We start from the raw sequence: 25116 nt of genomic DNA on the forward strand, positions 1-25116 counted from the left end.
ACAGATCCACGAATGCGCGGCAGCGCGAGAACCGAGGAGAGAACCATGCCGATCACCGACGTCGTATTCGATTACTGCGGGGTGCTGCTGGACTGGCGCCCCGAGCTGACGATGGAGGGACTGGTGTCGACGCCGATCATCCGCCGCGTGCTCGACCGTGCCGACCCCCACGGCTTCTGGTACTACGACCTGATGAGCGACATCGGCTGGAGCCCCGAGCAGGTGCTCACCGACTTCCGCCGCCACCATCCGCACGACGACGACCTCAACGAGGCGATGCGCCTGTACTTCGCGAACTACCGCCGCGCCTTCGCCGGCATGATGCCCGGCATGCCGGCGCTGCTGCACGACCTGCACGCGCGGGGCTACCGGCTGTGGGGCCTGACGAACTTCAGCACGCCGTTCGTCACGCTCGCGCACGCCGAGTTTCCGGCGATGCGTCTGCTCGGCGGCACGATCGTCTCCTCCGAGGAGCGCTGCGCGAAACCCGACCCGCAGATCTACGCAATCGCGATCGAACGCTTCGGCCTCAAGCCCGAGCAGGCGATGTTCTTCGACGACAAGTTCGAGAACGCGCGCGCGGCGACCGAGGCCGGCATGCACGGCGTGCGCTTCCTCGACGCCGGCCAGGCGCTGCAGGCCGTGCGCGACGCGCGCTGAGATGGTCGTAAGAGCGGGAAATCAAAGAGATTTGCCCGCCCACGCCCGCCCGACTACGCTGGATATTTGTGGCCACGATGTTGTGGCCGCCTATGTACGAAAGGAAGCGTAGCTGTATGGTCTACCGCATGATTTTCAACCAGACCGCCTATTTCGGACGTGGCGCCATCAACGAGATCCCGAAGGAGGTGAAGTCCCGCGGCTTCCACAAGGCGTTCATCGTCACCGACCCGGTGCTCGTCAAGAACGGCACCGCGAAAAAGGTCACCGATGTGCTTGACGCCGCCGGCATCCCCTATGTGATCTACGACGACGTCCAGCCAAACCCGCCGGTCGAGAACATCCAGCACGGCGTCGAGGAGTTCAATAAGTCCGGTGCCGACTTCCTGATCGGCCTCGGCGGCGGCAGCCCGCAGGACACCTGCAAGGGCATCGGCATCGTCGCCGCGAACCCGGAGTTCTCCGACGTGCTCTCGTTGGAGGGCGTCGCCGACACGAAGCATCCGAGCGTGCCGATCTTCGGCGTGCCGACGACGGCCGGCACCGCGTCCGAGACGACGATCAACTACGTCATCACCGACACGGCGAACAAGCGCAAGTTCGTCGCCGTCGACCCGCATGACATCCCGGTCGCGGCCTTCGTCGACCCGGATCTGACCGACGGCATGCCGCGCGGCCTGAAGGTCGCCACTGGCCTCGACGCGCTGACGCATGCGATCGAAAGCGTCATCACGCCGGGCGCGTGGAGCCTGTCGGACGCGCTGTCGATGCAGACGATCCGCATGATCGCGCACAATCTGGCGAAGAGCGTCGAAGGGGACAAGGAGGCCGGCGAGCAGATGGCCTACGCCTCGTACATCACCGGCATGTCCTATTCGAACGTCGGTCTCGGCCTCGTGCACGGCATGGCGCATCCGCTCGGCGGCCGCCTCGGCGTCGCGCACGGCGTCGCGAACGGTATCCTGCTCGCTCCGGTCATGGCATACAACAAGGACTATTCGGGCGAGAAGTACCGCGACATCGCCGACGCCTTCGGCGTCGAGGACGCCTACACCGGCGACCTCGAGCATGTGCGCGACGAAGCTGTCGAGGCCATCGCGCAGCTGACGCGCGACCTGGGCAACCCGACGACGATCAGCGAGGTCGGCGCCACTGAGGACGACCTCGACGCGCTCGCCGCGGACGCCGCCGCCGATGTCTGCACGCCGGGCAATCCGCGCCCGGCGACGAAGGAGGACATCCTCGAGCTCTACCGCAGCCTGATGTGACCGCCGGCGCCGCGGACGTCATCCAGTGGCGTCCGTGGCGCCATATGCGCGAGGGGTGCGCGAACCATGTGGCTCGTGCGCCCCTCGCGTTCGTTCAGCCGACCGATCAGTCCTCGACGATGTACTCGTCGTCCTCGAGCTCGTCGTCGTCGGCGTCGTTGTACTTGAGGTAGATCGTCACGTAGCGCTTCGGCTCCTCGCCGTGCGAACGCGAACGCAGGCCCTCGTCGCGCACGACGTCGTGGATGATCTTGCGCTCGAAGGAGTTCATCGGCTTGAGGTCGACCGGCTCGCCGGTCTCTCGCACGTCATCGATGGCGTCGAGCGCCATGTCGCGCAGGATCTGGCGCTTGCGCTTGAGGAAGCCGTCGACGTCGACGATCAGGTGCGAGCGTTCGCCGGTCTCCTGCTGCACGGCGAGGCGGCACAGCTGCTGCAGCGCGTCCACGACCTCGCCGTTGCGGCCGATCAGATGTTTGATGTCGGTGTCGTCGTCGGCCACGATCTGCACCATCGGGCGGCCGTTGCGCACGCCCATCTCGATGTCGCCCTCGTAGTCGGCGATGTCGAGCAGACCCTCGAGATAGTCGGCTGCGATGTCGGCCTCGCGGTCCAGCTGCTCCACGCTTCGTTCTTCGTCCTGCACCATACGCACTCCTTGCATGCATTGGAATGTTCTCAATACTGTAAAAATCGTTCGGTCCGGGGAACGTTCCGCCGGACATACACGCCTGTAGGTCACCAGTGTAGGGCAGTCCCCCGCCACCCGACATGGCCGGGCGCGCACGGCGTAGCGTGACGGGCCCCGATATGACGGTTCCCACGGCCGATCGACGACCGTGGGAACCGTGGAAAGCGGCGGAAACGCTACTTCTTCTTGCGCTTCTTGCGCTGGGGCTGCTGGCGCTGGTGGCCCTGCACGCTCCTGCGCTCCTCCTCTTCCTTCGCCTTGATGAGCTCCTCCTCCTCAAGCGAGGGACGGCCTTCGCGTTCGCGTTTCCTGTTCTCGTTGTCGTGGTCGCGCTTCTCCTTGTCGAGCGCGGCCGGCGAACCGGGCGTCGGGAACTCGCGCAGCTGCCAGAACGAACGCAGCAGGTTGCAGATGTTGTTCGCGAGCCAGTAGACGAGCACGGCGAACGGCATCGCGACGCCGGAGAAGACGTACATGATCGGGAAGATCCACAGCATCATCTTCTGCATGCGTTCGGTCTGCTTGTTCATCGACGCCGGCGCCGTGTTGCGGCGCATCGTGTTCCACTGCATGTACCACAGGCACGCGCACATCGCGAACACGAAGATCGCGATGACGACCTTGCCGCTCGTCCCGGCCGTCGTGAAGGTGTCGGAGACCTTCGTGCCGAAGAAGGTCGTCTCCGAGAACTCCTGTGCGGTCGCCACGTCGAAGGCGCCGAGCGGGTCGCGTTTGCCGCGCGCGATGTACGGGATCGCCGAGAGCACGTAGAACATGCACATGAAGACCGGGCCCTGGATGAGCATCGGCAGGCACGACCCCGCCGGATTGGCGTGGTTGTCCTTGTAGAGCTTCATCATCTCGCGCTGCATCGCTTCCTTGCTCGCGGGATCGTTCTTGCCCTTGTACTTGTTCTGGATCTTCATCATCTTCGGCTGGATCGCCTGCATGCCGCGCATCGACTTCATCTGCTTGTAGAACAGCGGGAAGACGCAGGCCTGCACGACGATCACGAGGAAGATGATCGACAGCACCCAGGAAAGGCCCACGGCCGGCATGCCGATGAGCGTGAGCAGTTTGTGGAACCAGTACATGACCTGCGTCATGAGCCACTCGACCGGGGTCAGCAGCTTGTACAGCCACCCCCAGAAACCGCTGTCCAATAAGAAATTATCCGTCATATCTGGCCGTTCACTCCTTCTCGTCGTCGGGCAGAGGGGTCAGCCGCGGCTCTTCGTGCGCGCGCGACCAAGGGAATCTGTAGAACAGGGAGAACCGCTGCGGCACGTCGTCGATGCCTCCCGAACTCCACGGGCGGCAACGCAGCAGGCGCAGCGCGGCGAGCATGCCGCCGCGCACGGCGCCGTAGCGGCGGATCGCCTGGATCGCGTAGTTCGAGCAACTGGGGTAATAACGGCACGAGGGCGGGGTGTTCGCCGAAATCCGCCGCTGATACCAGCGGATGCAGCGAATCATCGCCCGCCCTGCATGACTCGTCATCAACGTGCCGTCTTGCGTCGCACCGCGCGGAACAGCTGCGCCATCTGCGCGTCGAGCGACGCGAAGGACGCGTGCGCCGCGCTCGGCTTGGCGCGCAGCACGACGCTGCAGCGCTCGGGGAGCTCGTCCTCGTAGCGTTGCGCAAGCACGCGGAAACGGCGTTTCACCGTGTTGCGTACGACCGCGTTCCCCACCGCCTTGGAAACGGCCAGCCCCACATGTCTGGATGCACCGCCGGCGCCGCCGTCATCGGTGTCGTCGGGCATCAGATAGTGCACGACGACGTCGTCGCCGGAGACCTTCCGACGGCGCCGCAGCACGGCGACGAAATCGCGGTGGCTTCTGAGCCGTTCCACTTTCGTCCGACTGAAACGAAAACTCAGGCGGAAAGGGTCTTGCGGCCCTTGGCGCGACGGCGGTTGATCAGCGCGCGGCCGGAACGCGTGCGCATGCGGGCACGGAAGCCGTGCTTCATGTGGCGACGACGGTTGTTCGGCTGGAATGTCCTCTTCATAGTTTCATGCTCCCGTTAGGTAGGTCGGTGGGCCATGCGTGCATGCATGACTTCGCTTGAGACAATCTCTACCAATTTACCGATACCCCTATACCTCAGCGCGCGGCGGCGACATGCGGGCATGCGGGGAGCGTCTGCGACACGCCCGGGGAACGTCGTGGAACATCGTCGCCGGCCGTCCACAGGGCAGTGCCGATATACTGGGGAAAGCCGGGGGAAGTTATGCACAACGCGCAGCGGCGCCAACGCAAAAACCCAGCATTTCCGCTATGCGAGCTTGTGGATAACTTCCATCAGTCAGAGTAAGAATGACCTGTTACGCATGTGTATACAACTGATGGAGACGAAATCATGAGCGAAGCAAGCAACGACCCGGCGGCCAAGGCCGCCGTCATATGGTCGAACGCGCTCGAACTGCTTCGGAAGAACTCGTCGCTGACCGCCCGTGAGAAGGGCTGGTTCGAGGGCGTGGTCCCCGAGGCGCTCTTCGGCACCAACATCATCCTCGCCGTCGAGAACAGCGAGACGCAGCATGTGCTGCAGACGGAGCTCAACGACGAGCTGCTGCAGGCGCTGCGCATCGCGAACGGCGGCGTCGACCTCTTCCCCGCCTTCAAGATCGCGGTGCGCGCGAACGAGCCCGAGCAGCCGGTGCTGCCGGTCACCGCGCTGAGCGAGGAGGCGCCGCGCGGCGACACGCGCAAGCGCCAGCCACTGCCCGAACCGGAGCCGGCGCCCGAGCCGGTCGTCGTGCAGCAGCCGCCGAAGACGACGCACTACGACGCCGCCGTCGTGCAGACCTTCGAGGATTCGATGGGCGACGACCTCGACCCGGCGTCGGCGGCGACGATGTCGACGTCGCTCACCGGCGCGGCCGACGTGTTCAAGGGACGCTTCGGCCGCTCCCCGCAGCCGATGATCGACCCGGAGACGCATCTCAACCCGTCGGACACCTTCGACACCTTCGTGCCGGGCGACTCGAACCGCTTCGCACGCACCGTCGCGCTCGCCGTTGCCGAAGGCGGCGGCAGCGACTTCAACCCGCTGTGCGTCTACGGCGGATCGGGCCTGGGCAAAACGCATCTGCTCAACGCGATCGGCAACTACTCATTGATCAAGCAGCCCGGCACCCGCGTGCGCTATGTGACGAGCGAGGAGTTCACGAACGAGTTCATCGACTCGCTGCGCATGGACGCCGGCACGAAGTCCGGCTCGAGCCGCGTGACGGCGTTCAACCGCAAGTACCGCGAGGTCGACGTCCTGCTCATCGACGACATCCAGTTCCTCGGCGGCAAGACCGAGACGCTCGAGCAGTTCTTCCACACCTTCAACAGCCTGTACCAGGCGAACAAGCGCATCGTCATCGCCTCCGACGTGCCTCCGAAGAACCTCAAGGACTTCGAGTCGCGCCTGATCTCGCGCTTCGAGCAGGGCATCACCGTCGACGTCAAGCCGCCGGACCTCGAGACGCGCATCGCGATCCTGCGGATGATCGCGTCGAACTCCGGGATGCGCGTGCCCTACGACGTCCTCGACCTGATCGCCGAACGCTTCACCGAGAACATCCGCGAGCTCGAGGGCGCGCTCAACCGCGTCACTGCGCTCGCCTCGCTCAACGGCCAGCCGGTCACCGTCGCACTCGCCGAGCAGACACTGCAGGACTTCTTCTCGACCGACATCGAGGTCAAGCCGACCGACATCATCGGCCGCGTCGCGAAGTACTTCCATCTGACCTTCGACGACATCGTCGGCCCGCAGCGCAACCGCAACATCACGCTCGCCCGCCAGATCGCGATGTATCTGACGCGCGACCTGACGAGCATGAGCCTCGTCAACATCGGCCAGGTCTTCGGCGGCCGCGACCATACGACGGTCATGCACAACATCAAGATCGTCTCGGACGGCATGAAGCAGAAGCAGGAGATCTACAACTACGTCACCGAACTGACGGTGCTGCTGCGCCAGCGCAACACCAAATGACCGACGGAGACCGGACGGTCCGGACGCGCGGCGTTCCCGACTGTGGATGCTGTGCGCTCGCGACACACCTCGCCATGCCGATTTCGACATAAAGTTTTCCACATGGTTATCCACAGTTGTTGGCAAAACCGGTGGATATCGCGGGGAAAACGCCGAAATCGGCTGTGGATAACCCGTGGAGAGAAGCAGTCAAAATGTGAATAGTCGCTCGGTCCCCACCGCCATGTGGAAAAACCGGCCTTTTATCCACAGCCGATGCAGAAGTTATCCACATGCCTTGAATGTGGATAAACCGCCGCCCTGTAAGGCTCGCGAAGGTTTTCCACATATCCACCGCGCTGATGATGGTGATGAATCCTTTTGTACTTAAATCTCATCATGACCATCAACCACCCAAGGCTGCGCCCTGCGCTTCGCCTCGACGAACGAAGCAAAGAGCAGTTAGAATGAATGCCAGACTCACCAATCGTCAACAGTCAAGGAAAGCGCATGAAAGTAGAAGTCAATTCCACCTCGTTCGCCGATGCCGTGTCCTGGACGACCAGCATCCTGTCCGCCAAGCAGCTCAACCCGCTGCTCTCCGGCATCAAGCTCGAGGCTCGGGACGGTGCGCTCCAACTGTCCACATTCACCTATGAACTCTCGTCGCGCGACCACATCGAGGCCGGCGTCGACGAGGCGGGCGCCGCCGTTGTGCCGGGCAAGCTGCTCGCCGACATCAGCAAGTCGCTGCCCTTCGAGAAGGCCTATCTGCAGACCGACGGCTCGACGCTGCGCATCTCCTCAGGCAAGTCGACCTTCACGTTGCAGCTGATGCCGGAAAGCGAATACCCGGATCTGCCGCAGCTGCCCCCACTGCTCGGCCAGGTGGATGCGCCGACGCTGACGCAGTCGATCGTCCAGGCCGCCGTCGCGATCGCGCGCACCGACGACCGCCCGGTGCTCACGGCCGTGCAGATGAAGTTCAACGGCGACACGGTGACCTTGTCGTCGACCGACCGCTTCCGTCTGGCGCGCTCGACCTTCCACTGGTCGCCGGCCGACGACGGCCTCGAGGCCGTCGCGCTCGTCAAGGGCACGCATCTGCGCGACATCTCCCGTTCGCTCGACGAGCGGCAGAACGTCAACCTGTACTTCGACGTCGAGAACCCGACGCTGCTCGGTGTGGAAAACGCCGGCCGCGTATCCACAGTCCAGCTCATCGACGGCGACTTCCCCGCCGTCGACCGTCTGTACGCCGATTCCTATCCGATCCACGCCGTGCTCGACAAGCAGAACCTGCTCGACGCGATCAAGCGCGTCGCGCTCGTCGCCGAACGCAATGCGCCGATCCGCATGGTCTTCGCCGGCCAGGAGGTCACGCTGACGGCGGGCGCCGCCGACGAGGCCTCGGCGAGCGAGGTGCTCGACGTCGACCTCGACGGCGAGGACGTCACCGTCGCGTTCAACCCGAATTATCTGCGCGAGGGCCTGAGCGAGATCACCGAACCGTATGTGCGCATGAAGATGACGACGGCCGTCAAGCCGGTCGAGTTCGACGGTCAGCAGGAAGCCGACTCCGAGGAGTCGCTCGCCTACCGCTACCTGCTCGTCCCGATGCGCTTCAACAGCTGAGTCTCGGCCGTGGCGTCCTTGCCGCATGGGGACGCCACGGCCGCCTTCCTTGTATCCCTCCCCGCCGAACCGTTGGAAACCGATGTTCATCTCCCGTCTCGCCCTCGACCATTTCCGTTCGTGGGACCACTGCCTGCTCGACTTCACGCCCGGCGTGACGATTCTGCAGGGTGCGAACGGGCTCGGCAAGACGAACATCGTCGAGGCAATCGAGTTCCTGTCGACCGGCGCGAGCCATCGCACCTCGTCGTCGGCGCCGCTCGTCGAACGCGGCTTCGACATGGCGGCGATCCGCGCGAATGTGACCGACGAGGACGCGGCCCGCACGACGACCTATGAGGTGACGATCCGTGTGAAGGGCGCGAACCGCGCTCGCGTCAACGGCGGACCGTCGCTCTATCTGCGCGACATCGTCGGCGATATCCCGCTCGTCGCGTTCACACCCGACGACCAGAGGCTCGTCTCGGCCGACCCCGCCGCGCGCCGGCAGTTCCTCAACCAGACGGCGTCGCTGCTCGTGCGCGGCTACGCCGATACGCTGCAGCGCTTCACACACGTCGCCAAGCAGCGCGCGACGCTGCTCAAGCAGCTCGGCGCGGCCGACGACTTCGACGCATCGCGCGACGCGGCGCTCAGCGGCCTCGAGATCTGGACCGGCCAGTACATCGATCTCGGCCTGCAGCTGACGCGCGACCGCATGGCCGTCGTCGACCGGTTGCGCGCACCGTTCCACGAGCTCGTGCACGAACTCGCCGGAGCCGGCAACGACGCCGAACTCGACTACGAGCCCTCCTTCGACGAGATCCTGCAGGGCGAGGACGCCCCGCGACTCATCAGCGAGCATTTCCAGCGGCTCTACGCCGGCGAAGTCGCACGCGGACGCAATCTCATCGGCCCGCAGCGCGACGACATGCTCATCGGGCTCAACGGCTTCCCGGCGCGCGAATTCGCATCGAACGGCGAGATGTGGACGCTCGGCCTCGCACTCAAGATGGCCGTCTGCCGGCTGCTCGAGGAACGCTTCGGCACGCAGCCGATCGTCATCCTCGACGACGTCTTCGCGCAGCTCGACGAGACGCGCCGCGCGCAGATCCTGCGCTTCGCGGCGGCGCAGCGGCAGGTGTTCATCACCGTCGCCGCCGCGAGCGACATCCCCGATGACGAACGTCTCGCCGACGCGCATGTCGTCGACGTCGCCGCGCTGCGCGCACGAAACGACGACGGGGAGGATCTGTGATGCAGACGCCGATCTGCGTGACGCTCAAGCTCGACGAGCGCAAGCTCGGAGCCCAGGAATTCGAGCGTGTGGCCGCGAAGGCCGGCCTCATCGGGGAACTGCGCGTGCGTCGCGAGGAGGCGCTCGACAATTTCGGCAAGCCGGGACGCGAACCGCATGAGCTCGGCGACGTGCTCACGAAGATCGTCGAACAGTCGGGATGGGGGCCGCGGCTGAGGATGGCGTCGCTCGAATCGGACTGGGCGTCGGTCGTCGGCGAGGTCAACGCGCGCCATTCGCGCGTCGCGAGCTACGTCGACGGCGTGCTGACGATCGCCGCCGATTCGCCATCGTGGACGCAGCAGCTCACGGCGATCGCGCCGACGCTCACCGAGACGCTGCGCGAACGCCTCGGCGGGCTGCGCATCGACGAGGTGCGCGTCACCGGGCCGCAGACGCACGGCCGCGGCGTGCGCATGATGAAATACGTGCAGCAGAATACGAGACGGCCGCGTCCGCGCGGCTGACCGGCGCAGGCGATGCCGACGTCATCGTTCGCTGCAGGAGAACAAAAACGGATAACGGGCCACAGGAGGCCGCCGTCCCTACGCGCGAGTAGAATCTTTACTATAGCGGTCAAACGCCCACAAGGGCGTTTTATTCGTGTTATAGGGCATATCGCATCGCGAAAACACCCTCGCGACGAACACAGAAAGGAAACTCTGTGGCAGATTTCACGGCTGATGCGGTGGACGCATCCTCGAACGACGGCGATCAGGTCGTCGACGGACAGCTGGACGACACCCTCTCCCCCGAACACTACGACGCGAGCGACCTGCGCGTCCTCGAAGGCCTCGAGGCGGTCCGCATCCGCCCGGGCATGTACATCGGCTCGACGGGCCCGCGCGGCCTGCACCACCTCGTCTACGAAATCGTCGACAACTCGGTCGACGAGGCGCTCGCCGGCTATGCGACGCACATCGAAGTGACGATCCTGCCGGACAACGGCATCCGCGTCGTCGACGACGGCCGCGGCATCCCGGTCGACGAGGTCCCCGGTGAAGGCGTCTCCGGCGTCGAGACGGTCATGACGAAGCTGCACGCCGGCGGCAAGTTCGGCGGCGGCGGCTACGCGGTCTCCGGCGGTCTGCACGGCGTCGGCATCTCGGTCGTCAACGCGCTCTCGACGCGCGTCGACATCGAGGTGCGCCGCCAGGGCTACTACTGGACGCAGACCTACATCAACCAGCATCCGACGGCGCCGCTCAAGCGCGGCCGCGCGATGGAGGACGGCGAATCCACCGGCACGTCGGTCACGTTCTGGCCCGATCCGAAGATCTTCGAGACGACGATCTACGACTTCGAGACATTGCGCGCGCGCTTCCAGCAGATGGCCTTCCTCAACAAGGGACTGAGGCTGTCGCTGACCGATATGCGCGAGACCGAATCGACCGGCGACGAGGTCACCGGCGAAAGCGACGCAAGCGACGAGCTGCACCAGAGCGTCACCTACCAGTATGCGAACGGCATCAAGGACTACGTCGCGTACATGGTGAAGATGCGCAAGGCGCAGCCGATCGAGCCGGACGTCATCGACATCGAGGCCGAGGACCTCGCGATCGGCGTCTCCGCCGAGATCGCGATGCAGTGGACGACCGCCTATTCGGAGTCGGTGCACACCTTCGCGAACACGATCGCGACGACCGAGGGCGGCACGCACGAGGAGGGCTTCCGCGCCGCGCTGACAAGCATGGTCAACCGCTACGCGCGCGAGAAGAACATCCTCAAGGACAAGGACGACAACCTCTCCGGCGACGACGTGCGCGAGGGCCTGACGGCCGTCGTCTCGGTCAAGCTGACGAACCCGCAGTTCGAAGGCCAGACGAAGACGAAGCTCGGCAACTCCGAGGCGAAGACCTTCGTGCAGCGCATCATGAACGACCGTCTCGGCGACTGGTTCGATGCCCATCCGAACGAGGCGAAGAACATCATCCAGAAGGCGATCGAGGCGTCCCGCGCGCGCATGGCCGCGAAGAAGGCGCGCGAGAACACGCGCCGCAAGTCGATCTTCGAATCGGCCGGCATGCCGGACAAGCTCAAGGACTGCCAGTCGAACGACCCGAGCGAGTGCGAGCTGTTCATCGTCGAGGGCGACTCGGCAGGCGGCTCGGCGATCCAGGGACGCAACCCGAACACGCAGGCGATCCTGCCGCTGCGCGGCAAGATCCTCAACACCGAGCGCGCGAGCCTCGACCGCATGATGAAGTCGGACACGATCGAATCGCTGATCACGGCGATCGGCGGCGGCTACGGCGACGACTTCGACCTCGACAAGGTCAGGTACCACAAGGTCATCATCATGGCCGACGCCGACGTCGACGGCGCGCACATCGCGACGCTCAACCTGACGCTGTTCTTCCGCTACATGCGTCCGATGATCAACGCCGGCTACGTCTACGTGGCGATGCCGCCGCTGTACCGGATCAAGTGGACGAAGGGACCGCACGACTTCGTGTACACCGACGCCGAACGCGACCGTGTGCTGTCCGAAGGCAAGGCCGCCGGCCGCCAGCTGCCGAAGGGCGAGGGCATCCAGCGCTACAAGGGCCTCGGTGAGATGAGCTACCAGGAGCTGTGGGAGACGACGATGGACCCGTCCAACCGCGTGCTCAAGCAGGTGCACATCGAGGACGCGCTGCAGGCCGACGAGACCTTCTCGATGCTGATGGGCGACGAGGTCGAACCCCGCCGCCAGTTCATCCAGCGCAACGCGCACAACGCCCGCTGGATCGACGCCTGACCGGATCGGCCGGACAGGCGATCCAAGGCACCACCCGCAACAAGACGTGACCGCCCAGACGCGGCGAAGGCAAAGGAAGCAAAGTGGCAGACGAACCCACCAACAACGGCTCGGACGACGAGCTCAGCAATCTCTCCGGCTCGATGGAGCCGCTCAGTCCGCAGGAAGCGGACAACACCGATTACGGCCTGATGGTCGGCACGCGCGTGCAGCCGGTCGACCTGCAGGAGGAGATGCGCCAGTCGTACCTCTCCTACGCGCTCTCCGTCATCGTGGAGCGCGCGCTGCCCGACGTGCGCGACGGCATGAAGCCGGTGCATCGCCGCGTCGTCTACGCGATGTACGACGGCGGCTACCGCCCCGACCGCGGCTACAACAAGTGCTCGCGCGTCGTCGGCGACGTCATGGGCAAGTACCATCCGCACGGCGATTCGGCGATCTACGACACGCTCGTGCGCATGGCGCAGTCGTGGTCGATGCGCTATCTGCTCGTCGACGGTCAGGGCAACTTCGGCTCCCCCGGCGACGACCCGGCCGCCGCGATGCGTTACACCGAATGCCGCATGGCGCCGCTCGCGATGGAGATGGTGCGCGACATCGACAAGGACACCGTCGACTTCGTGCCGAACTACGACGGCAAGACGCAGGAGCCGACCGTGCTGCCGGCACGCTTCCCGAACCTGCTCGTCAACGGCTCCTCCGGCATCGCCGTCGGCATGGCGACGAACATCCCCCCGCATAACATGCGCGAGGTCGCCGACGGCGTCCACTGGGCGCTCGACCATCCCGAGGCGACGCGCGAGGAGCTGCTCGACGCGCTCATCGCCCGCATCAAGGGACCGGACTTCCCGACCGGCGCGACGATCCTCGGCCACAAGGGCATCGAACAGGCCTACCGCACCGGCCGCGGTCTGATCACGATGCGCGCCGTCGTCAACACCGAGGAGATCCACGGCCGCATGTGCCTCGTCGTCACCGAGCTGCCGTACCAGGTCAACCCGGACCGTCTCGTCGTCTCGATCCGCGAGGCCGTGCGCGACGGCAAGATCCAGGGCATCGCCGACATGCGCGACGAGACCTCGGGACGCACCGGCCAGCGTCTCGTGCTCGTGCTCAAGCGCGACGCCGTCCCGAAGGTCGTGCTCAACAACCTGTACAAGCATTCGCAGCTGCAGCAGACCTTCGGCGCGAACATGCTCGCGCTCGTCGACGGCGTGCCGCGCACGCTGAGCCTCGACGCGTTCATCCGCCACTGGGTCGACCACCAGCTCGACGTCATCGCGCGCCGCACCGCCTACCTCAAGCGCGAGGCCGAGGAACGCGACCACATCCTGCAGGGCTATCTCAAGGCCCTCGACATGATCGACGAGGTAATCCATCTGATCCGTTCGTCGGCGACCGTCGAGGTCGCGCGCACCGGCCTGATGAACCTGCTCGACGTCGACGACGTGCAGGCCGATGCGATCCTCGCGATGCAGCTGCGCCGCCTCGCCGCGCTCGAACGCCAGAAGATCCTCGACGAGCACGACGAGCTGATGCGCAAGATCGCCGACTACGCCGACATCCTCGCGAAGCCGGAACGCCAGCGCAAGATCGTCGGCGACGAGCTCGACGAGATCGTCGCGAAGTACGGCGACGACCGCCGCACGAAGATCCTGCCGTTCTCCGGCGAGATGAACGTCGAGGACCTCATCGCCGAGGAGAACGTCGTCGTCACCGTGACGCACGCCGGCTTCATCAAGCGCACGAAGGCCGACGAGTACCGCGCCCAGCACCGCGGCGGCAAGGGCGTCAAGGGCGCCAAGCTGCGCGAGGACGACGTCGTCGACCACTTCTTCCTGACGAGCACGCACAACTGGCTGCTGTTCTTCACGAACAAGGGGCGCGTCTACCGTTGCAAGGCCTATGAGCTGCCGGAGGGGTCGCGCGACTCCAAGGGCCAGCACGTCGCGAACCTGCTGCAGTTCGAACCCGACGAGCAGATCCAGACCGTGCTGTCGATCCCGAACTATGAGGTCGCGAAGTACCTCGTGCTCGCGACGCGCTCCGGCAAGGTCAAGAAGACGCGCCTGTCCGAATACGATTCGCCGCGTCAGGGCGGCCTCATCGCCGTGCGCCTGATGCAGAGCGAGGATGGCGAGACGACCGACGAGCTGATCGGCGCGAACCTGTGCAACGCCGAGGACGACATCATCCTCGTCTCGAAGCACGGCATGAGCCTCAAGTTCCGCGCCGACGACGAGCAGCTGCGCCCGATGGGCCGCCAGACCGCCGGCGTGCAGGGCATGAAGTTCCGCGCCGATGACGAGCTGCTCGCGATGGACGTCGTCTGGGGCGACACCGACAAGGACCTCTTCGTCGTCACGAACGAAGGCTTCGCGAAGCGCACGCAGCTGAGCGAATACCGTCTCCAGGGCCGCAACGGCTACGGCGTCAAGGCCGTGCAGCTCGTCGAGGGCCGCGGTTTCCTCGTCGGCGCGCTCGTCGTGTCCGAGGAGGACCAGATCATGGCGATCATGAAGTCCGGCAAGGTCATCCGTTCGGACGTCAGCGAGGTCAAGCGCACCGGCCGCACGACGCAGGGCGTCACCTTCGCGAAGCCCGACAAGGACGACGAGATCGTCTCGATCGCGCGCAACGCCGAGACCGAGGACGACGCCGACGGCGACACCGTCACGACCGATTCCGCGACCGGCAGCACGAGCGTGCAGCCGGCGGAAGGCGAACCGGTCTTCGAGGCCCGCGCCGACGGCGACCAGCCGACGCCGGTCATCGAGGAGGATTCGGCGGCGATCGAACGCACCGACGAGGACGACGCCGAATGACCGATGTTCGGGGACGTGCGGCCGTTGCATAGGGCCGTCGCACGTCCCCGAACGTTGGTAATCTCGACCTCAAAGCCATGAGCATTTCAAGGAGCAGAGCATGAGCGACCCCCGCGAGGCCAATCCACTGGAGCATACGACCGCTTCGATGACGCAGGACAGGCATGCGCCGCGCGTCGCGCGTTCCGCCTCGAACACTCCGCTGATCGCGGACAAGGACCGTCCTGAGGAGAACAAGCCGGTCCGCCCGATCAAGCGTCGCAAGAAGCCAGGCGCACGCCGCATGAAGCTGTCGCTGACGCATCTGGACGCCTGGTCGGTCGCGAAGGTCACATTCATGCTGTCGATCGCCGGCGCGCTCATCCAGATCATCGCCGTCGCGCTGCTGTGGTCGCTGCTCAAGGTCGTCGGCGTCTTCGACCAGGTCACGCAGATCGTCTCGTCCGCCGGCCTTGACGCGGGCGGCATCAATCTGGCGAACGTCTTCTCGCTGCCGACGATCCTCAGCGGCGTCACGATCTTCTCGATTGTCGAGATCGTGCTCGTCACGATCCTCGTCACGATCTTCGCGCTGCTGTACAACGTCGTCTGCTCGCTCGTCGGCGGCGTCCATGTGACGCTCGGCGACGACTGATCCCGATATTCGCTGCGAAGGCGGCCTGCGGACGATGGTTCGTCCGCAGGCCGCCTTTTTGCATCCGTTGCGACCGTTTCGGGTGCGGAACGACCCCGTCATGTTCGCAAACGCGCGCCCTCGCGAACGTGACCGCCGCGTATCGCACCCGGCGTGTTCGCGGACGTATGCCCAAGCGATCATGACAGGTGCGGATCGCAACGTTCGTGTTCGCGGAGCGTCGTCGTTGCGATTGCCGGCAGTGCAGATCGCGGGGGCCGCGTTCGCGGCCGGACGGAAAATCATCCATCCGGACCATGCTGCACCGTCGCGGCGGCCGGTAAACTCGTGACCGTGTTCAGATATCTCGGGTATTTCAGCCAGTCGTTCATGCTCGCCGCCATGCTGTGGCCGTTCGTGTCGTTCCTGCTGACGCTGCCGATCGTTGCGGTCATCTACCACCGCAACCATCGGCTGAGCTTCATGAGCGCCTTCACCGCCTACATGGCCGTGCTCTACGCGCTCGGCCTGCTCGCGTTCACGATGTACCCGATGCCCGACGATCCGACCGCCTACTGCCGCACCCACCATCTGGGGCCGCAGCTCGACCTGCTGCGCTTCATCCAGGACGCGCAGAGCGGCCTGTCCGGCGTGCTGCAGCTCGTCATGAACGTCGTGCTGTTCCTGCCGCTCGGCTTCATGCTCGGCCGCTGGGCCGGCTGGAGGTTCTGGCAGACCGCCGGCACCGGCCTCGCCTGTTCGATCTTCATCGAAACGACACAGCTCACCGGCATCTGGGGGCTCTACCCCTGCGCCTACCGCTACTTCGACGTCGACGACATGCTGACGAACACGATCGGCGCGATGCTCGGCTACGGCCTCGCCGCCCTCTACACGAAGCTCGTGCCGAAACGCGCGAAACAGGCCGCCAGCGTCAACACGCATCCCGGATTCGTGCACCGTTTCGTCGCGCTCGCGATCGACGTCATCATCATGGACGTCATCCTGTACGCGCTCGTGCTGCTGCTCGTCTATGTGTTCTACAAATGCGCGGTCGCGTTCGACGACACGCACTACGCCATCGGCGCATTGCTCATCTCGACCGACAGCGTGCATTGGGTGCCCGGCATCCTCGCCGGCATCCTGTTCCTGATCTTCGAAGTGTGGCGTCCATGGAGGCATGACGGCCGCACGCTTGGCGGCGCCTACACGCGCATGACGATCGAGACGTCGCCGCGCACCGGCTGGCGCCGCGTCCTGCTCTACACGGTGCGCACGCTTGTGCTCGGCGCCTGGTACGTGCTGCTCAACACCGGCGCCAACCGCTGGTTCTGGTATCTGACGGCCGCACTCGTCGTCTGGTGGATCTTCATGCACCGGATGCCGTGGGATCTGGTGCCCGGCGACCCGACGGCGTCTTCTGCGCCGTCAGCGCATCTGCAGCACGACCATGAACAGTGCGATGACATGGCACACGTAGCCGCCGATCGTGCCCAGATGGAACAGCTCATGGTAGCCGAACCACCGCGGGAACGGATTGGGCTTGCGCAGCGCGAAGAATACGGCGCCGACGATGTAGCAGGCGCCGCCGCAGATGACGAGGATTGTCGGCACGGGCCCGATGAACGGTGACGTCCAGAAGAAGTAGATGATCGACAGCGGCGACAGTCCCAGAATGCAGTAGATGATCGTGAACAGCCAGTCGAGGCCGGCCGGATACAGCAGATGGACGACGGTGCCGACGGCCGCCGTCACCCACAGGATGCCCATATAGGTCCAGCAGATCGGCTTGTTGTTGAGCGCGAACAGGAACGGCGTGCAGGTGCCGGCGATCACGAGGAAGATGTTCGAATAGTCGATGCGGCACAGCACCGTGTCGACGAGCTTCGGGAAGTACCCGTGGCCCAGATGCAGCGTGGCGCTGACGCCGAACAGCAGCATCACCGAGGCGCCGTAGATGCTGATGCCGACCTTCATCCAGCCGGCGGGCGCCAGACAGATGAGTATGACCGACGTCGCGATTGAGAACGGGAAGGCGATCAGATGCAGCCATCCGCGCAGCTTCGGCTTCTCGCGCAGGATCTGCCGGCGCTCGCGCCATTCGCGGAACCTCGCGGTGCGCCGCTTCTGCTCGTTGAGCTTCTTCGCCGTGACCGCCTTCTTCGGCCTGCGCGGCTCCTCATCCTCCGAACGCGGAATGTTGTAGATGGGGCGGTGGCTCTGGGACACCGCACGCACCTGATTCTTCCGTTTTCTGCTGTTCTCGCCGACCATGTCTCCTAGCATAGGGGCGTGCGTCAGAAAAAATGCGCGGCCGTTCCTCTGACGGGGAACGGCCGCGCATCCGGGTGGTTCGCGCGTGAGGGCGACGTGCGCCCGGGTGGGCTTAGAAGATGCCCTGGGCGACCATCGCGTCGGCGACCTTGACGAAGCCGGCGATGTTCGCGCCGAACATCAGGTCGCCTTCATGGCCGTATTCCTTCGCCGCGTCGAGCGACTCGGACACGATGTTCTTCATAATGTCCTTGAGGCGGTTGTCGACCTCCTCGAAGGTCCACGACAGACGGTACGAGTTCTGGCTCATCTCAAGGCCGGAGACGGCGACGCCGCCGGCGTTCGAGGCCTTCGCAGGGCCGTAGAGGATGTGGTTCTTCTGGTAGACGGCGATCGCGTCCGGCGTCGACGGCATGTTCGCGCCTTCGCAGACGACGGTGCAGCCGTTGTCGACGAGCGTCTGCGCGGACGTGCCGTCGATCTCGTTCTGCGTCGCGCACGGCAGCGCGATGTCGCATTTGACGGTCCAGACGCCGCTGCAGCCCTCGTGGTACTCGGAGCCGGCGACGCGGTCCGCGTATTCCTTGATGCGGCCGCGGTGGCCGAGCTTGATGTCCTTGACGACGTCGAGGTCGATGCCCTTCGGATCGTAGATGTAGCCGTTCGAATCGGAGCAGGTGACGACCTTCGCGCCGAGCTCGGTGGCCTTCTCGATCGCGAAGATCGCGACGTTGCCGGAGCCGGAGACGGCGACGGTCTTGCCTTCGAAGGAATCGTTGCGCAGCACGCGCAGCGCCTCCTGCGTGTAGTAGCACAGGCCGTAGCCGGTCGCTTCGGTGCGGGCGAGCGAGCCGCCGAACTCGAGGCCCTTGCCGGTGAGCACGCCGGTGAACTCGTTGCGCAGGCGCTTGTACTGGCCGAAGAGGTAACCGACCTCACGGGCGCCGACGTTGATGTCGCCGGCCGGCACATCGGTGAACTGGCCGATGTGGCGCTGCAGCTCGGTCATGAAGGCCTGGCAGAAACGCATGACCTCGGCGTCGGAACGGCCCTTCGGGTCGAAGTCCGCGCCGCCCTTGCCTCCGCCCATCGGCAGGCCGGTCAGCGAGTTCTTCAGGATCTGCTCGAAACCGAGGAACTTGATGACGCTCTCGGTGACGGTCGGGTGGAAGCGCAGGCCGCCCTTGTACGGGCCGATCGCCGAGTTGAACTGGACGCGGTAGCCGCGGTTGACCTGGACGTCGCCGTTGTCGTCGACCCAGGCCACGCGGAACTTGACGAGGCGCTCCGGCTCGACGAAGCGCTGCAGGACGCCAGCCGCCTCATATTCCGGGTGCTTCGCGAAGACCGGCTCGATGCTCTCGAACACTTCCTGCACGGCCTGCAGGAACTCCTTCTGGTCGGGGTCGCGTTCTTCGACCTTGGCGTAGACGCGCTTCACATACTCATCGGTGAGCATTGTTCCTCTTTCTGATTCGGATACGGACAAAACAGCATCATTCTAAAGACAGCGAAAACACGCGCACAAGCATGTTTCATGTTTTGGAAGGTGATTTTGCCAACGCCGTCATTCATCGTCGCGTCCGCGGTCGTCGCGGTCGGTGGGGAAGTCGGACGCGGAGGTCACGACTGCGCCTGCGCGCCGTTGATCGTGTGGCGGAACGGCAGGTAGATCGCCCAGGCGATCGGCATCGTGACGAGCAGCGCCGGGTAGAACCATGCAATCGGGACGCCGCCGTAGAGGAAGCCGCCGATGAGCGGCCCGAGGAACATGCCCAGGTCGATGCCGGCGTAATAGGTCGTGTTCGCCATGCCGCTGCGCGCCTTGCCGGCGATGAGCACGGCCTTCGCCTGCGTGACCGAACTCATCAGCCCGTAGCCGCCGGCCGTCATGACCGCCGCCAACGCGAGCATCCAGAAGCTGCGCAGCCAGGTGAGCGACAGCAGCATCACGACGTCGCAGACCGTGCACAACGTCAGGAAGAACGGGAAGGACTTCGTGTCGAACCAATTGCGCAGCACGATGCGGATCGTGAGCAGCACGAGCGCGTAGATCGGGAAGAACACGGAGACGCCGAACGGCACATGCATGCGCGCGGCGTAATCGACGATGAACGACTGATTCGCGAAATAGGGGATGCCGAACATCATGAAGATCAATGCGATCGGCACCACCTTCGGCTCGAACAACGCGCTCAGCCGCAGCTTATGGCCATCGGCGGAAGCCGTCGCGCCGCGTGCGGCGGCGTACGGACGGCCGGCGTCGCGGATGCACAGCACGCAGACGACGACGAGCGCCGCCATCGCCGACGCCGTCAGGAACGCCGCACGGTAGCTCACCGTCTTCGAGATGCGGATGCCCAGATCGGGGCCGAAGGCCTGCGCCAACGCGTTCATCGTCCCGTACAGTCCCATGCCCGCGCCCATGCGCGACAGCGGCAGCAGCGTCGCGAGCCATGTGGACAGGCACACGGAGATGCAGGCGAAGCCGACGCCGTTGACGATGCGCGCGGCGAGCAGCGACGCCGGGGTCGACGCGTACGCGTACCAGACGTTCGTGATCAGATACAGCGCGCCGCCGATGACGGCGAGCACGCGTTTGCTCGTGCGGTCGGACAGACGTCCGGCGATTGGCCGGCAGAACAATGCGGCCAGCGACAATGCGCCGGCGATGAATCCCATCAATGCGCCGTTCGCACCGAGTGTGTGCGCGAAGCCGGCGACGATCGGGCCGCCCATCATGCTCGCCGTCATGAAGAAGAACGTCGCCGCCATGATGAGCGCCACGTCGCGTGTGATCAGGCGCTCCTTGTGATCGTTGGCGGCCATGGTGCTTCCTCTCGATGATGCGATGCGCGCGGTTATGTTGGTGTCTTCGCGGACGACGTCGCCATTGTAGGCGCGGCGCCGTCGTCTCCGGCCGCGCTGTTCGCGATGCGCCGGAGCCGCCCTCCATCGTTCCGACACGCCGACGATGGGCGATTCGCTCGAGGAAACGCCGTAATCGGACACGCGAACCCGCGGTTGTTCAGTACGACGAACCGTTGATTCCTCGCGATTCCTCGGTGGCGGTTACTGAAAATCCCCGACGTGCACTTAAACGTTTAAGCCGTTAGGATAACTCGCGTGAGCGGTCTCAACGCAGAGTGCGCCGCCCACGAGCGAAGAACCAAGACAGACAGTATGCACACGCCGAAATCGTGTAAGACGTCGATGCGGCGAATCGTGCATCGGAAGGATTCCAGTGAGCACAGCATTGACGAAGAAGTTGATCGCTTGGTGCGCGGCGGCCGCGACGGCGGTCGGCACGCTCGCATGCGCCGGACCGGCGCTCGCGACCGAAACGGCCGGCGCGACCGCAGCCGGCGGCGCCGCCGTGAACATCGCCGACCCGGCCGCGACGACCGAGACGCGCGCGTTGTTCGCGAAACTGCGCGACACGAAGGCCGGCGACGTGCGCTTCGGACAGCAGCACGCCACCGACGAACACATCAGCGAGACCGCCACCGACGGCGACGTCCATGAGATGACCGGCAAATACCCGGCCGTCTTCGGATGGGACGCCGGCCTCGTCCTCGAAGGCCGCGAAAAGCCGGGCAAAGGCTCCGACCAGGCCGCGAACGCGCAGGCGCTCGCCGCCGAGATCACGAAGGCCGACGCGCTCGGCGCGATCGTGACGTTGTCCGCGCATTGGAGCAACCCGAAGACCGGCGGCAACTACGACGACACGACGCGCGTCGTCGCCGACCTGCTGCCCGGCGGCGCCTATTCCGGCCGATTCAACACGATGCTCGACGGCATCGCCGCTGTCGCCGAACAGTCCACGCGCGCCGACGGCACGGCGATCCCGATCATCTTCCGTCCGCTGCACGAGAACACCGGCAACTGGTTCTGGTGGGGCGCGACGCATGCGACCGCCGACGAATACAAGGAGCTGTTCCGCTACATCGTCAACTATCTGCGCGACGTCAAGGGCGTGCACAACCTCCTGTACGCCTACTCGCCGGGCGGCACGCTCGACGGCGACGCGAACGCCTATCTGAAGACCTATCCGGGCGACGGCTACGTCGATGTGCTCGGCTACGACACCTATGACCGCGACAACACGAAGGACGACGCCTCCGCATGGCTCGCGCCGGTCATCAAGGACATGGCGATGCTCAACGACGAGGCCGCCGCGCGCGGCAAGATCGTCGCGTTCACCGAGTTCGGCCGCAGCGACGAACGCGGCTTCAAGAAGGACACGGCGACGAAGGACAAGCGATTCTTCTCCGAGCTGCGCGATGCGCTGACGAAGGACGCGCCGAACACCGCCTACATGATGACGTGGGCGAACTTCGGCGGCTCCGGCTCGAACTTCCAGGCGTACACGCCGTGGAAGGGTCAGGACGCCGAACCCGAGTTCGTCGAGTTCGCGAACAGCTCCGACAAGCTGATGGCGAGCCCCGCGAACGTCGACTACACGAACGCGCCGGCCGCCGCTTCGCGCGCCGGCAGCGCGCGCATTGTGACGCCGGTAAACGGCGACCGCGTGGCCGCGCGCACGATCGACATCCGCGTGAAGATCGACGACGCGAACATCGGCAACGTCAGGTTCGACAACACCGACAAGCCGCCGTACGCGATCTCCGATGGCGTCGTGACCGACTACCGGGGCGCCGACGGCGCATTCGTGACGGTGCCGCTCACCTACAGCTGCAACGGCTATCTGACCGGCGCGCTCGACCCTGACAAGGCCGGCGTTCCGGACACCGTCGGCACGCTGCGCCTGACGCCGCAGATCACGTTCGCCGACGGCACGCGGCTCATGTCACCGGATGGCACCGACGGCGCCGTCGCAATCAAGCTCGGCGAGGCCGCCGTCGTCCCCGAAAACGTCATCGATGATTTCGATACCTACGACAACGACGACGCGCTCAACAGCGTCTATGCGCCGAACAACGGCAAGAGCGCGTTCTTCACGCTCGTCGCGAGCCCGCAGGGCGCCGACGCCGGCAACGCCGTCAATCTGCACTACGATTACAACGCCAACCCGGGCTACACCGGCTATGCGCGCTCCTTCGACCCGAAGCGCGACTGGTCGGCATACACCGGCATCGAGATGTTCTACAAGCCGGACGGCTCCGACCACAAGCTCGTCATTCAGATGAACGCGGGCGGCGTCACCTTCGAGGCCTATCCGTCGCTCAACGGCACCGACGCGCAGACGATCAGCCTGCCCTTCGACGAGCCGGGCGTGTGGAACGTCGCGAGCTGGGACACGGCCAACGCCGGCAGGACGCCCGACCAGAAGCTGCTGTCGAAGGTCGGCTCCTTCGCGATCTACGTCAACGACAACGACAACGAGCTGCATGACGGCGCCGGACGTCCGCGCACCGGCGACATCGTCTTCGATTCGATCAGGCTCGTCGGCACGCGCGACCCGTATGTGCCCGAACCCGTCGAACCGTCGGACGCCGAGCCGATCATGCTCGACGATTTCGATGTGTATGCCGATGAGGCGGCGATGAAGGACGCGTGGGGCAACCGCGACCACACCGACGTGCTGTCGCTGCAGGCCGAGGACGGCAACCAGTACCTGCAGTACGCCAATCCGAGCGGCGGCTGGCTTGACGTCGCCACGTTCATCCAGAACGATCCGGCGCGCAGCAACTGGACCGGCCAGGGCAAGCTGACCTTCCGCCTGAGGCATGACGGTTCGAACAACGCGATGGCGATCCAGATCGGCACCGCCGACGACAAGTACTTCCACGTTGACCACAAGCTCGCCGCCGAGGACGGCACCGATTGGAAGACCGTCGAGATCGACCTCGTCGACAACCCGTCGCTGACGCAGACCTGGCCGGAGGGCGCCAACAAGGGCAAGACGATGACCGCCGACGACCTTGCGGCGATCAAGGAGGTCGTCATCGCCGGCAACACCTGGAACAACGACGATCCGGCCGTCAACTTCGCCGTCGACGACCTCAAGGTCGTCCCCTCCGACGCCACCGCCGACCCGAAGCCGGAGACGAAGCCGGAGACGAAGCCGGAGGAGCCCGCCGAGCCGACCGAACCGGAGGAGACGCCGGACTATTCGGCCGACATCGCCGCCGGCGACCCGGCCAGTTGCCCGATCGACTTCGCCGCCATCGACGAGCCGACCGAGCCGACCGAGCCGACAACCCCGGATAAGCCGTCGACTGGGGACAAGCCGTCGACCGCAGAACCGTCGACCGATACGGACGCCGCGCAGCGGACGGACGACGACGAGTCGACGCAGCAGACGGCGAACACCGGCTCGTCGATCGCCGCCGTCGTCATCGCCGCAACGATTGCCGTCGTCGTAGCCGTGGTCGCGCTCGTCGTGGCACGTCGCCGCGCCGAATAATCGACAGCGCAACGATCGGCACCATAATCGGCATGGCACCGGAAGACGGCGGACGATGATGGTCATCCGCCGTCTTCCGGTCTGCTGTGCCGGCGGCCGCATAGGTCGGGCATTGTTGCGCGCAGCGCGGAACGTCGGCGGCGATTGCCCGCATTCGGACATGTCCCGGTAATCAAGTCGTTTACTATGGCAATATGTGGTCGTCACTGTGCCGATTGCCGTCCTTTCCGGCGACGTGAAGCGGCGGAACGGTGACGGATGGCCGCTTCGCCCGTCGAAACACTGAAAAAGGAGACAGCATCATGTTGGACGGATTCAAGAAATTCATTGCGCGCGGCAATATGATCGACATGGCGGTCGGCGTCGTCATGGGCGCCGCCGTCACCAGTGTCGTCAATGCGATCGTCGACAGCATCATCAATCCGCTCGTCGCGGCGATTTTCGGCAAGCCGGACCTGAGCAAGACCTGGAACTGGACGATCACCAACTGGGCCGGCCAGAATTCGGTCATCTCCTTCGGCTCCGTGCTCAACGCGCTGCTCAACTTCCTGATCATCGCCGTCGCCGTCTACTTCTGCATCATCGTGCCGATCAACAAGCTGCGCGACATGAGCGAGAAGGCGATGGCCAAGGTCAAGGGCGAGAAGGACGAGGACGTCGCCGCCGGGGAACCGGAGCTGAGCCCCGAGGAACAGACCGTCGTCCTGCTGCAGGAGATCCGCGACTCGCTCGCCGCACAGCAGAACGGCACCGCCACGGCGACTCCGGCATCCAAATAAGTAATCAGGCCG

19 protein-coding genes and 1 pseudogene are annotated in these 25116 nt (G+C 65.1%); 12 read left to right on the top strand and 8 right to left on the bottom strand.

Going from position 1 to position 25116, the window contains the following annotated elements; translation table 11 throughout:
- The first annotated feature begins 45 nt into the window (after positions 1-45).
- Positions 46-660, top strand: coding sequence for an HAD family hydrolase (locus tag BcFMB_RS02430; RefSeq protein WP_024540167.1), 615 nt, complete (start codon positions 46-48; stop codon positions 658-660).
- A 116-nt stretch (positions 661-776) separates the two neighbouring features.
- The gene (gene fucO, locus BcFMB_RS02435; protein WP_024540166.1) at positions 777-1928 is read left to right on the top strand and encodes a lactaldehyde reductase; all 1152 of its coding nucleotides are present in this window, start codon (positions 777-779) and stop codon (positions 1926-1928) included.
- 106 nt (positions 1929-2034) lie between these two features.
- Here fucO and BcFMB_RS02440 read toward each other — a convergent pair whose 3' ends face one another.
- The 5 genes from BcFMB_RS02440 to rpmH all read right to left on the bottom strand — a co-directional run bounded on the left by BcFMB_RS02440 (position 2035) and on the right by rpmH (position 4633).
- The gene (locus tag BcFMB_RS02440) at positions 2035-2577 is read right to left on the bottom strand and encodes a Jag family protein (protein WP_024540165.1); all 543 of its coding nucleotides are present in this window, start codon (positions 2575-2577) and stop codon (positions 2035-2037) included.
- 218 nt (positions 2578-2795) lie between these two features.
- Complete coding sequence (gene yidC, locus BcFMB_RS02445) at positions 2796-3800, bottom strand: membrane protein insertase YidC (RefSeq protein ID WP_024540164.1); 1005 nt, start codon at positions 3798-3800, stop codon at positions 2796-2798.
- 10 nt (positions 3801-3810) lie between these two features.
- Positions 3811-4095, bottom strand: coding sequence for a membrane protein insertion efficiency factor YidD (yidD, locus tag BcFMB_RS02450; RefSeq protein WP_033491038.1), 285 nt, complete (start codon positions 4093-4095; stop codon positions 3811-3813).
- A gap of 23 nt (positions 4096-4118) precedes the next feature.
- Positions 4119-4475, bottom strand: coding sequence for a ribonuclease P protein component (gene rnpA, locus BcFMB_RS02455; protein WP_024540162.1), 357 nt, complete (start codon positions 4473-4475; stop codon positions 4119-4121).
- Between the two features lie 23 nt (positions 4476-4498).
- A complete protein-coding gene (gene rpmH / locus BcFMB_RS02460) occupies positions 4499-4633 on the bottom strand; it encodes a 50S ribosomal protein L34 (protein WP_024540161.1) in 135 nt (44 codons plus the stop codon).
- Positions 4634-4984: 351 nt separating this feature from the next.
- Between rpmH and dnaA the strand changes: the two genes are divergently transcribed.
- From dnaA to BcFMB_RS09790, 8 genes and pseudogenes are all read left to right on the top strand, one after another.
- On the top strand, positions 4985-6613 hold the full coding sequence (gene dnaA, locus BcFMB_RS02465) for a chromosomal replication initiator protein DnaA (protein WP_024540160.1): 1629 nt from the start codon (positions 4985-4987) through the stop codon (positions 6611-6613).
- Positions 6614-7102: 489 nt separating this feature from the next.
- Positions 7103-8227, top strand: coding sequence for a DNA polymerase III subunit beta (dnaN, locus tag BcFMB_RS02470; protein WP_024540159.1), 1125 nt, complete (start codon positions 7103-7105; stop codon positions 8225-8227).
- Between the two features lie 82 nt (positions 8228-8309).
- Positions 8310-9464, top strand: a complete 1155-nt coding sequence (gene recF, locus BcFMB_RS02475) for a DNA replication/repair protein RecF (RefSeq protein ID WP_024540158.1) — start codon at positions 8310-8312, stop codon at positions 9462-9464.
- Positions 9464-9970 carry a DciA family protein gene (locus BcFMB_RS02480; RefSeq protein WP_099720952.1) on the top strand — a complete coding sequence of 169 codons (507 nt, stop codon included), beginning with the start codon at positions 9464-9466 and terminating at the stop codon, positions 9968-9970. Before recF ends, BcFMB_RS02480 begins: the two co-directional genes overlap by 1 nt.
- Positions 9971-10191: 221 nt before the next feature.
- A complete protein-coding gene (gyrB, locus tag BcFMB_RS02485; protein ID WP_269467039.1) occupies positions 10192-12243 on the top strand; it encodes a DNA topoisomerase (ATP-hydrolyzing) subunit B in 2052 nt (683 codons plus the stop codon).
- A gap of 83 nt (positions 12244-12326) precedes the next feature.
- On the top strand, positions 12327-15068 hold the full coding sequence (gene gyrA, locus BcFMB_RS02490) for a DNA gyrase subunit A (RefSeq protein WP_024540155.1): 2742 nt from the start codon (positions 12327-12329) through the stop codon (positions 15066-15068).
- Positions 15069-15216: 148 nt separating this feature from the next.
- Positions 15217-15702 carry a DUF3566 domain-containing protein gene (locus BcFMB_RS02495; protein ID WP_232513903.1) on the top strand — a complete coding sequence of 162 codons (486 nt, stop codon included), beginning with the start codon at positions 15217-15219 and terminating at the stop codon, positions 15700-15702.
- A 483-nt stretch (positions 15703-16185) separates the two neighbouring features.
- Positions 16186-16560, top strand: a pseudogene (locus tag BcFMB_RS09790) (VanZ family protein); the annotation flags it as partial.
- Positions 16561-17109: 549 nt separating this feature from the next.
- Here BcFMB_RS09790 and trhA read toward each other — a convergent pair.
- The 3 genes from trhA to BcFMB_RS02515 form a co-directional block, all read right to left on the bottom strand.
- Complete coding sequence (trhA, locus tag BcFMB_RS02505) at positions 17110-17955, bottom strand: PAQR family membrane homeostasis protein TrhA (RefSeq protein ID WP_232513855.1); 846 nt, start codon at positions 17953-17955, stop codon at positions 17110-17112.
- Between the two features lie 112 nt (positions 17956-18067).
- A complete protein-coding gene (gene gdhA, locus BcFMB_RS02510; RefSeq protein ID WP_024540151.1) occupies positions 18068-19414 on the bottom strand; it encodes an NADP-specific glutamate dehydrogenase in 1347 nt (448 codons plus the stop codon).
- Between the two features lie 164 nt (positions 19415-19578).
- A complete protein-coding gene (locus tag BcFMB_RS02515; RefSeq protein WP_099720954.1) occupies positions 19579-20784 on the bottom strand; it encodes an MFS transporter in 1206 nt (401 codons plus the stop codon).
- A 415-nt stretch (positions 20785-21199) separates the two neighbouring features.
- Between BcFMB_RS02515 and BcFMB_RS02520 the strand changes: the two genes are divergently transcribed.
- Positions 21200-24325, top strand: coding sequence for a glycosyl hydrolase (locus tag BcFMB_RS02520; protein WP_232513856.1), 3126 nt, complete (start codon positions 21200-21202; stop codon positions 24323-24325).
- Between the two features lie 302 nt (positions 24326-24627).
- The gene (mscL, locus tag BcFMB_RS02525; RefSeq protein ID WP_024540148.1) at positions 24628-25104 is read left to right on the top strand and encodes a large conductance mechanosensitive channel protein MscL; all 477 of its coding nucleotides are present in this window, start codon (positions 24628-24630) and stop codon (positions 25102-25104) included.
- The last annotated feature ends 12 nt before the right edge of the window (positions 25105-25116 follow it).

Source organism: Bifidobacterium choerinum, from assembly GCF_002761235.1.
Lineage (GTDB): Bacteria > Actinomycetota > Actinomycetes > Actinomycetales > Bifidobacteriaceae > Bifidobacterium > Bifidobacterium choerinum.

Bases quoted from the DNA above. Each gene is read 5' to 3' on its own strand.
- BcFMB_RS02430 (WP_024540167.1), top strand. From the start codon at position 46: ATGCCGATCACCGACGTCGTATTCGATTACTGCGGGGTGCTGCTGGAC.
- fucO (WP_024540166.1), top strand. From the start codon at position 777: ATGGTCTACCGCATGATTTTCAACCAGACCGCCTATTTCGGACGTGGC.
- BcFMB_RS02440 (WP_024540165.1), bottom strand. From the start codon at position 2,577: ATGGTGCAGGACGAAGAACGAAGCGTGGAGCAGCTGGACCGCGAGGCC.
- yidC (WP_024540164.1), bottom strand. From the start codon at position 3,800: ATGACGGATAATTTCTTATTGGACAGCGGTTTCTGGGGGTGGCTGTAC.
- yidD (WP_033491038.1), bottom strand. From the start codon at position 4,095: ATGATTCGCTGCATCCGCTGGTATCAGCGGCGGATTTCGGCGAACACC.
- rpmH (WP_024540161.1), bottom strand. From the start codon at position 4,633: ATGAAGAGGACATTCCAGCCGAACAACCGTCGTCGCCACATGAAGCAC.
- dnaA (WP_024540160.1), top strand. From the start codon at position 4,985: ATGAGCGAAGCAAGCAACGACCCGGCGGCCAAGGCCGCCGTCATATGG.
- dnaN (WP_024540159.1), top strand. From the start codon at position 7,103: ATGAAAGTAGAAGTCAATTCCACCTCGTTCGCCGATGCCGTGTCCTGG.
- recF (WP_024540158.1), top strand. From the start codon at position 8,310: ATGTTCATCTCCCGTCTCGCCCTCGACCATTTCCGTTCGTGGGACCAC.
- BcFMB_RS02480 (WP_099720952.1), top strand. From the start codon at position 9,464: ATGCAGACGCCGATCTGCGTGACGCTCAAGCTCGACGAGCGCAAGCTC.
- BcFMB_RS02495 (WP_232513903.1), top strand. From the start codon at position 15,217: ATGACGCAGGACAGGCATGCGCCGCGCGTCGCGCGTTCCGCCTCGAAC.
- trhA (WP_232513855.1), bottom strand. From the start codon at position 17,955: ATGGTCGGCGAGAACAGCAGAAAACGGAAGAATCAGGTGCGTGCGGTG.
- gdhA (WP_024540151.1), bottom strand. From the start codon at position 19,414: ATGCTCACCGATGAGTATGTGAAGCGCGTCTACGCCAAGGTCGAAGAA.
- BcFMB_RS02515 (WP_099720954.1), bottom strand. From the start codon at position 20,784: ATGGCCGCCAACGATCACAAGGAGCGCCTGATCACACGCGACGTGGCG.
- mscL (WP_024540148.1), top strand. From the start codon at position 24,628: ATGTTGGACGGATTCAAGAAATTCATTGCGCGCGGCAATATGATCGAC.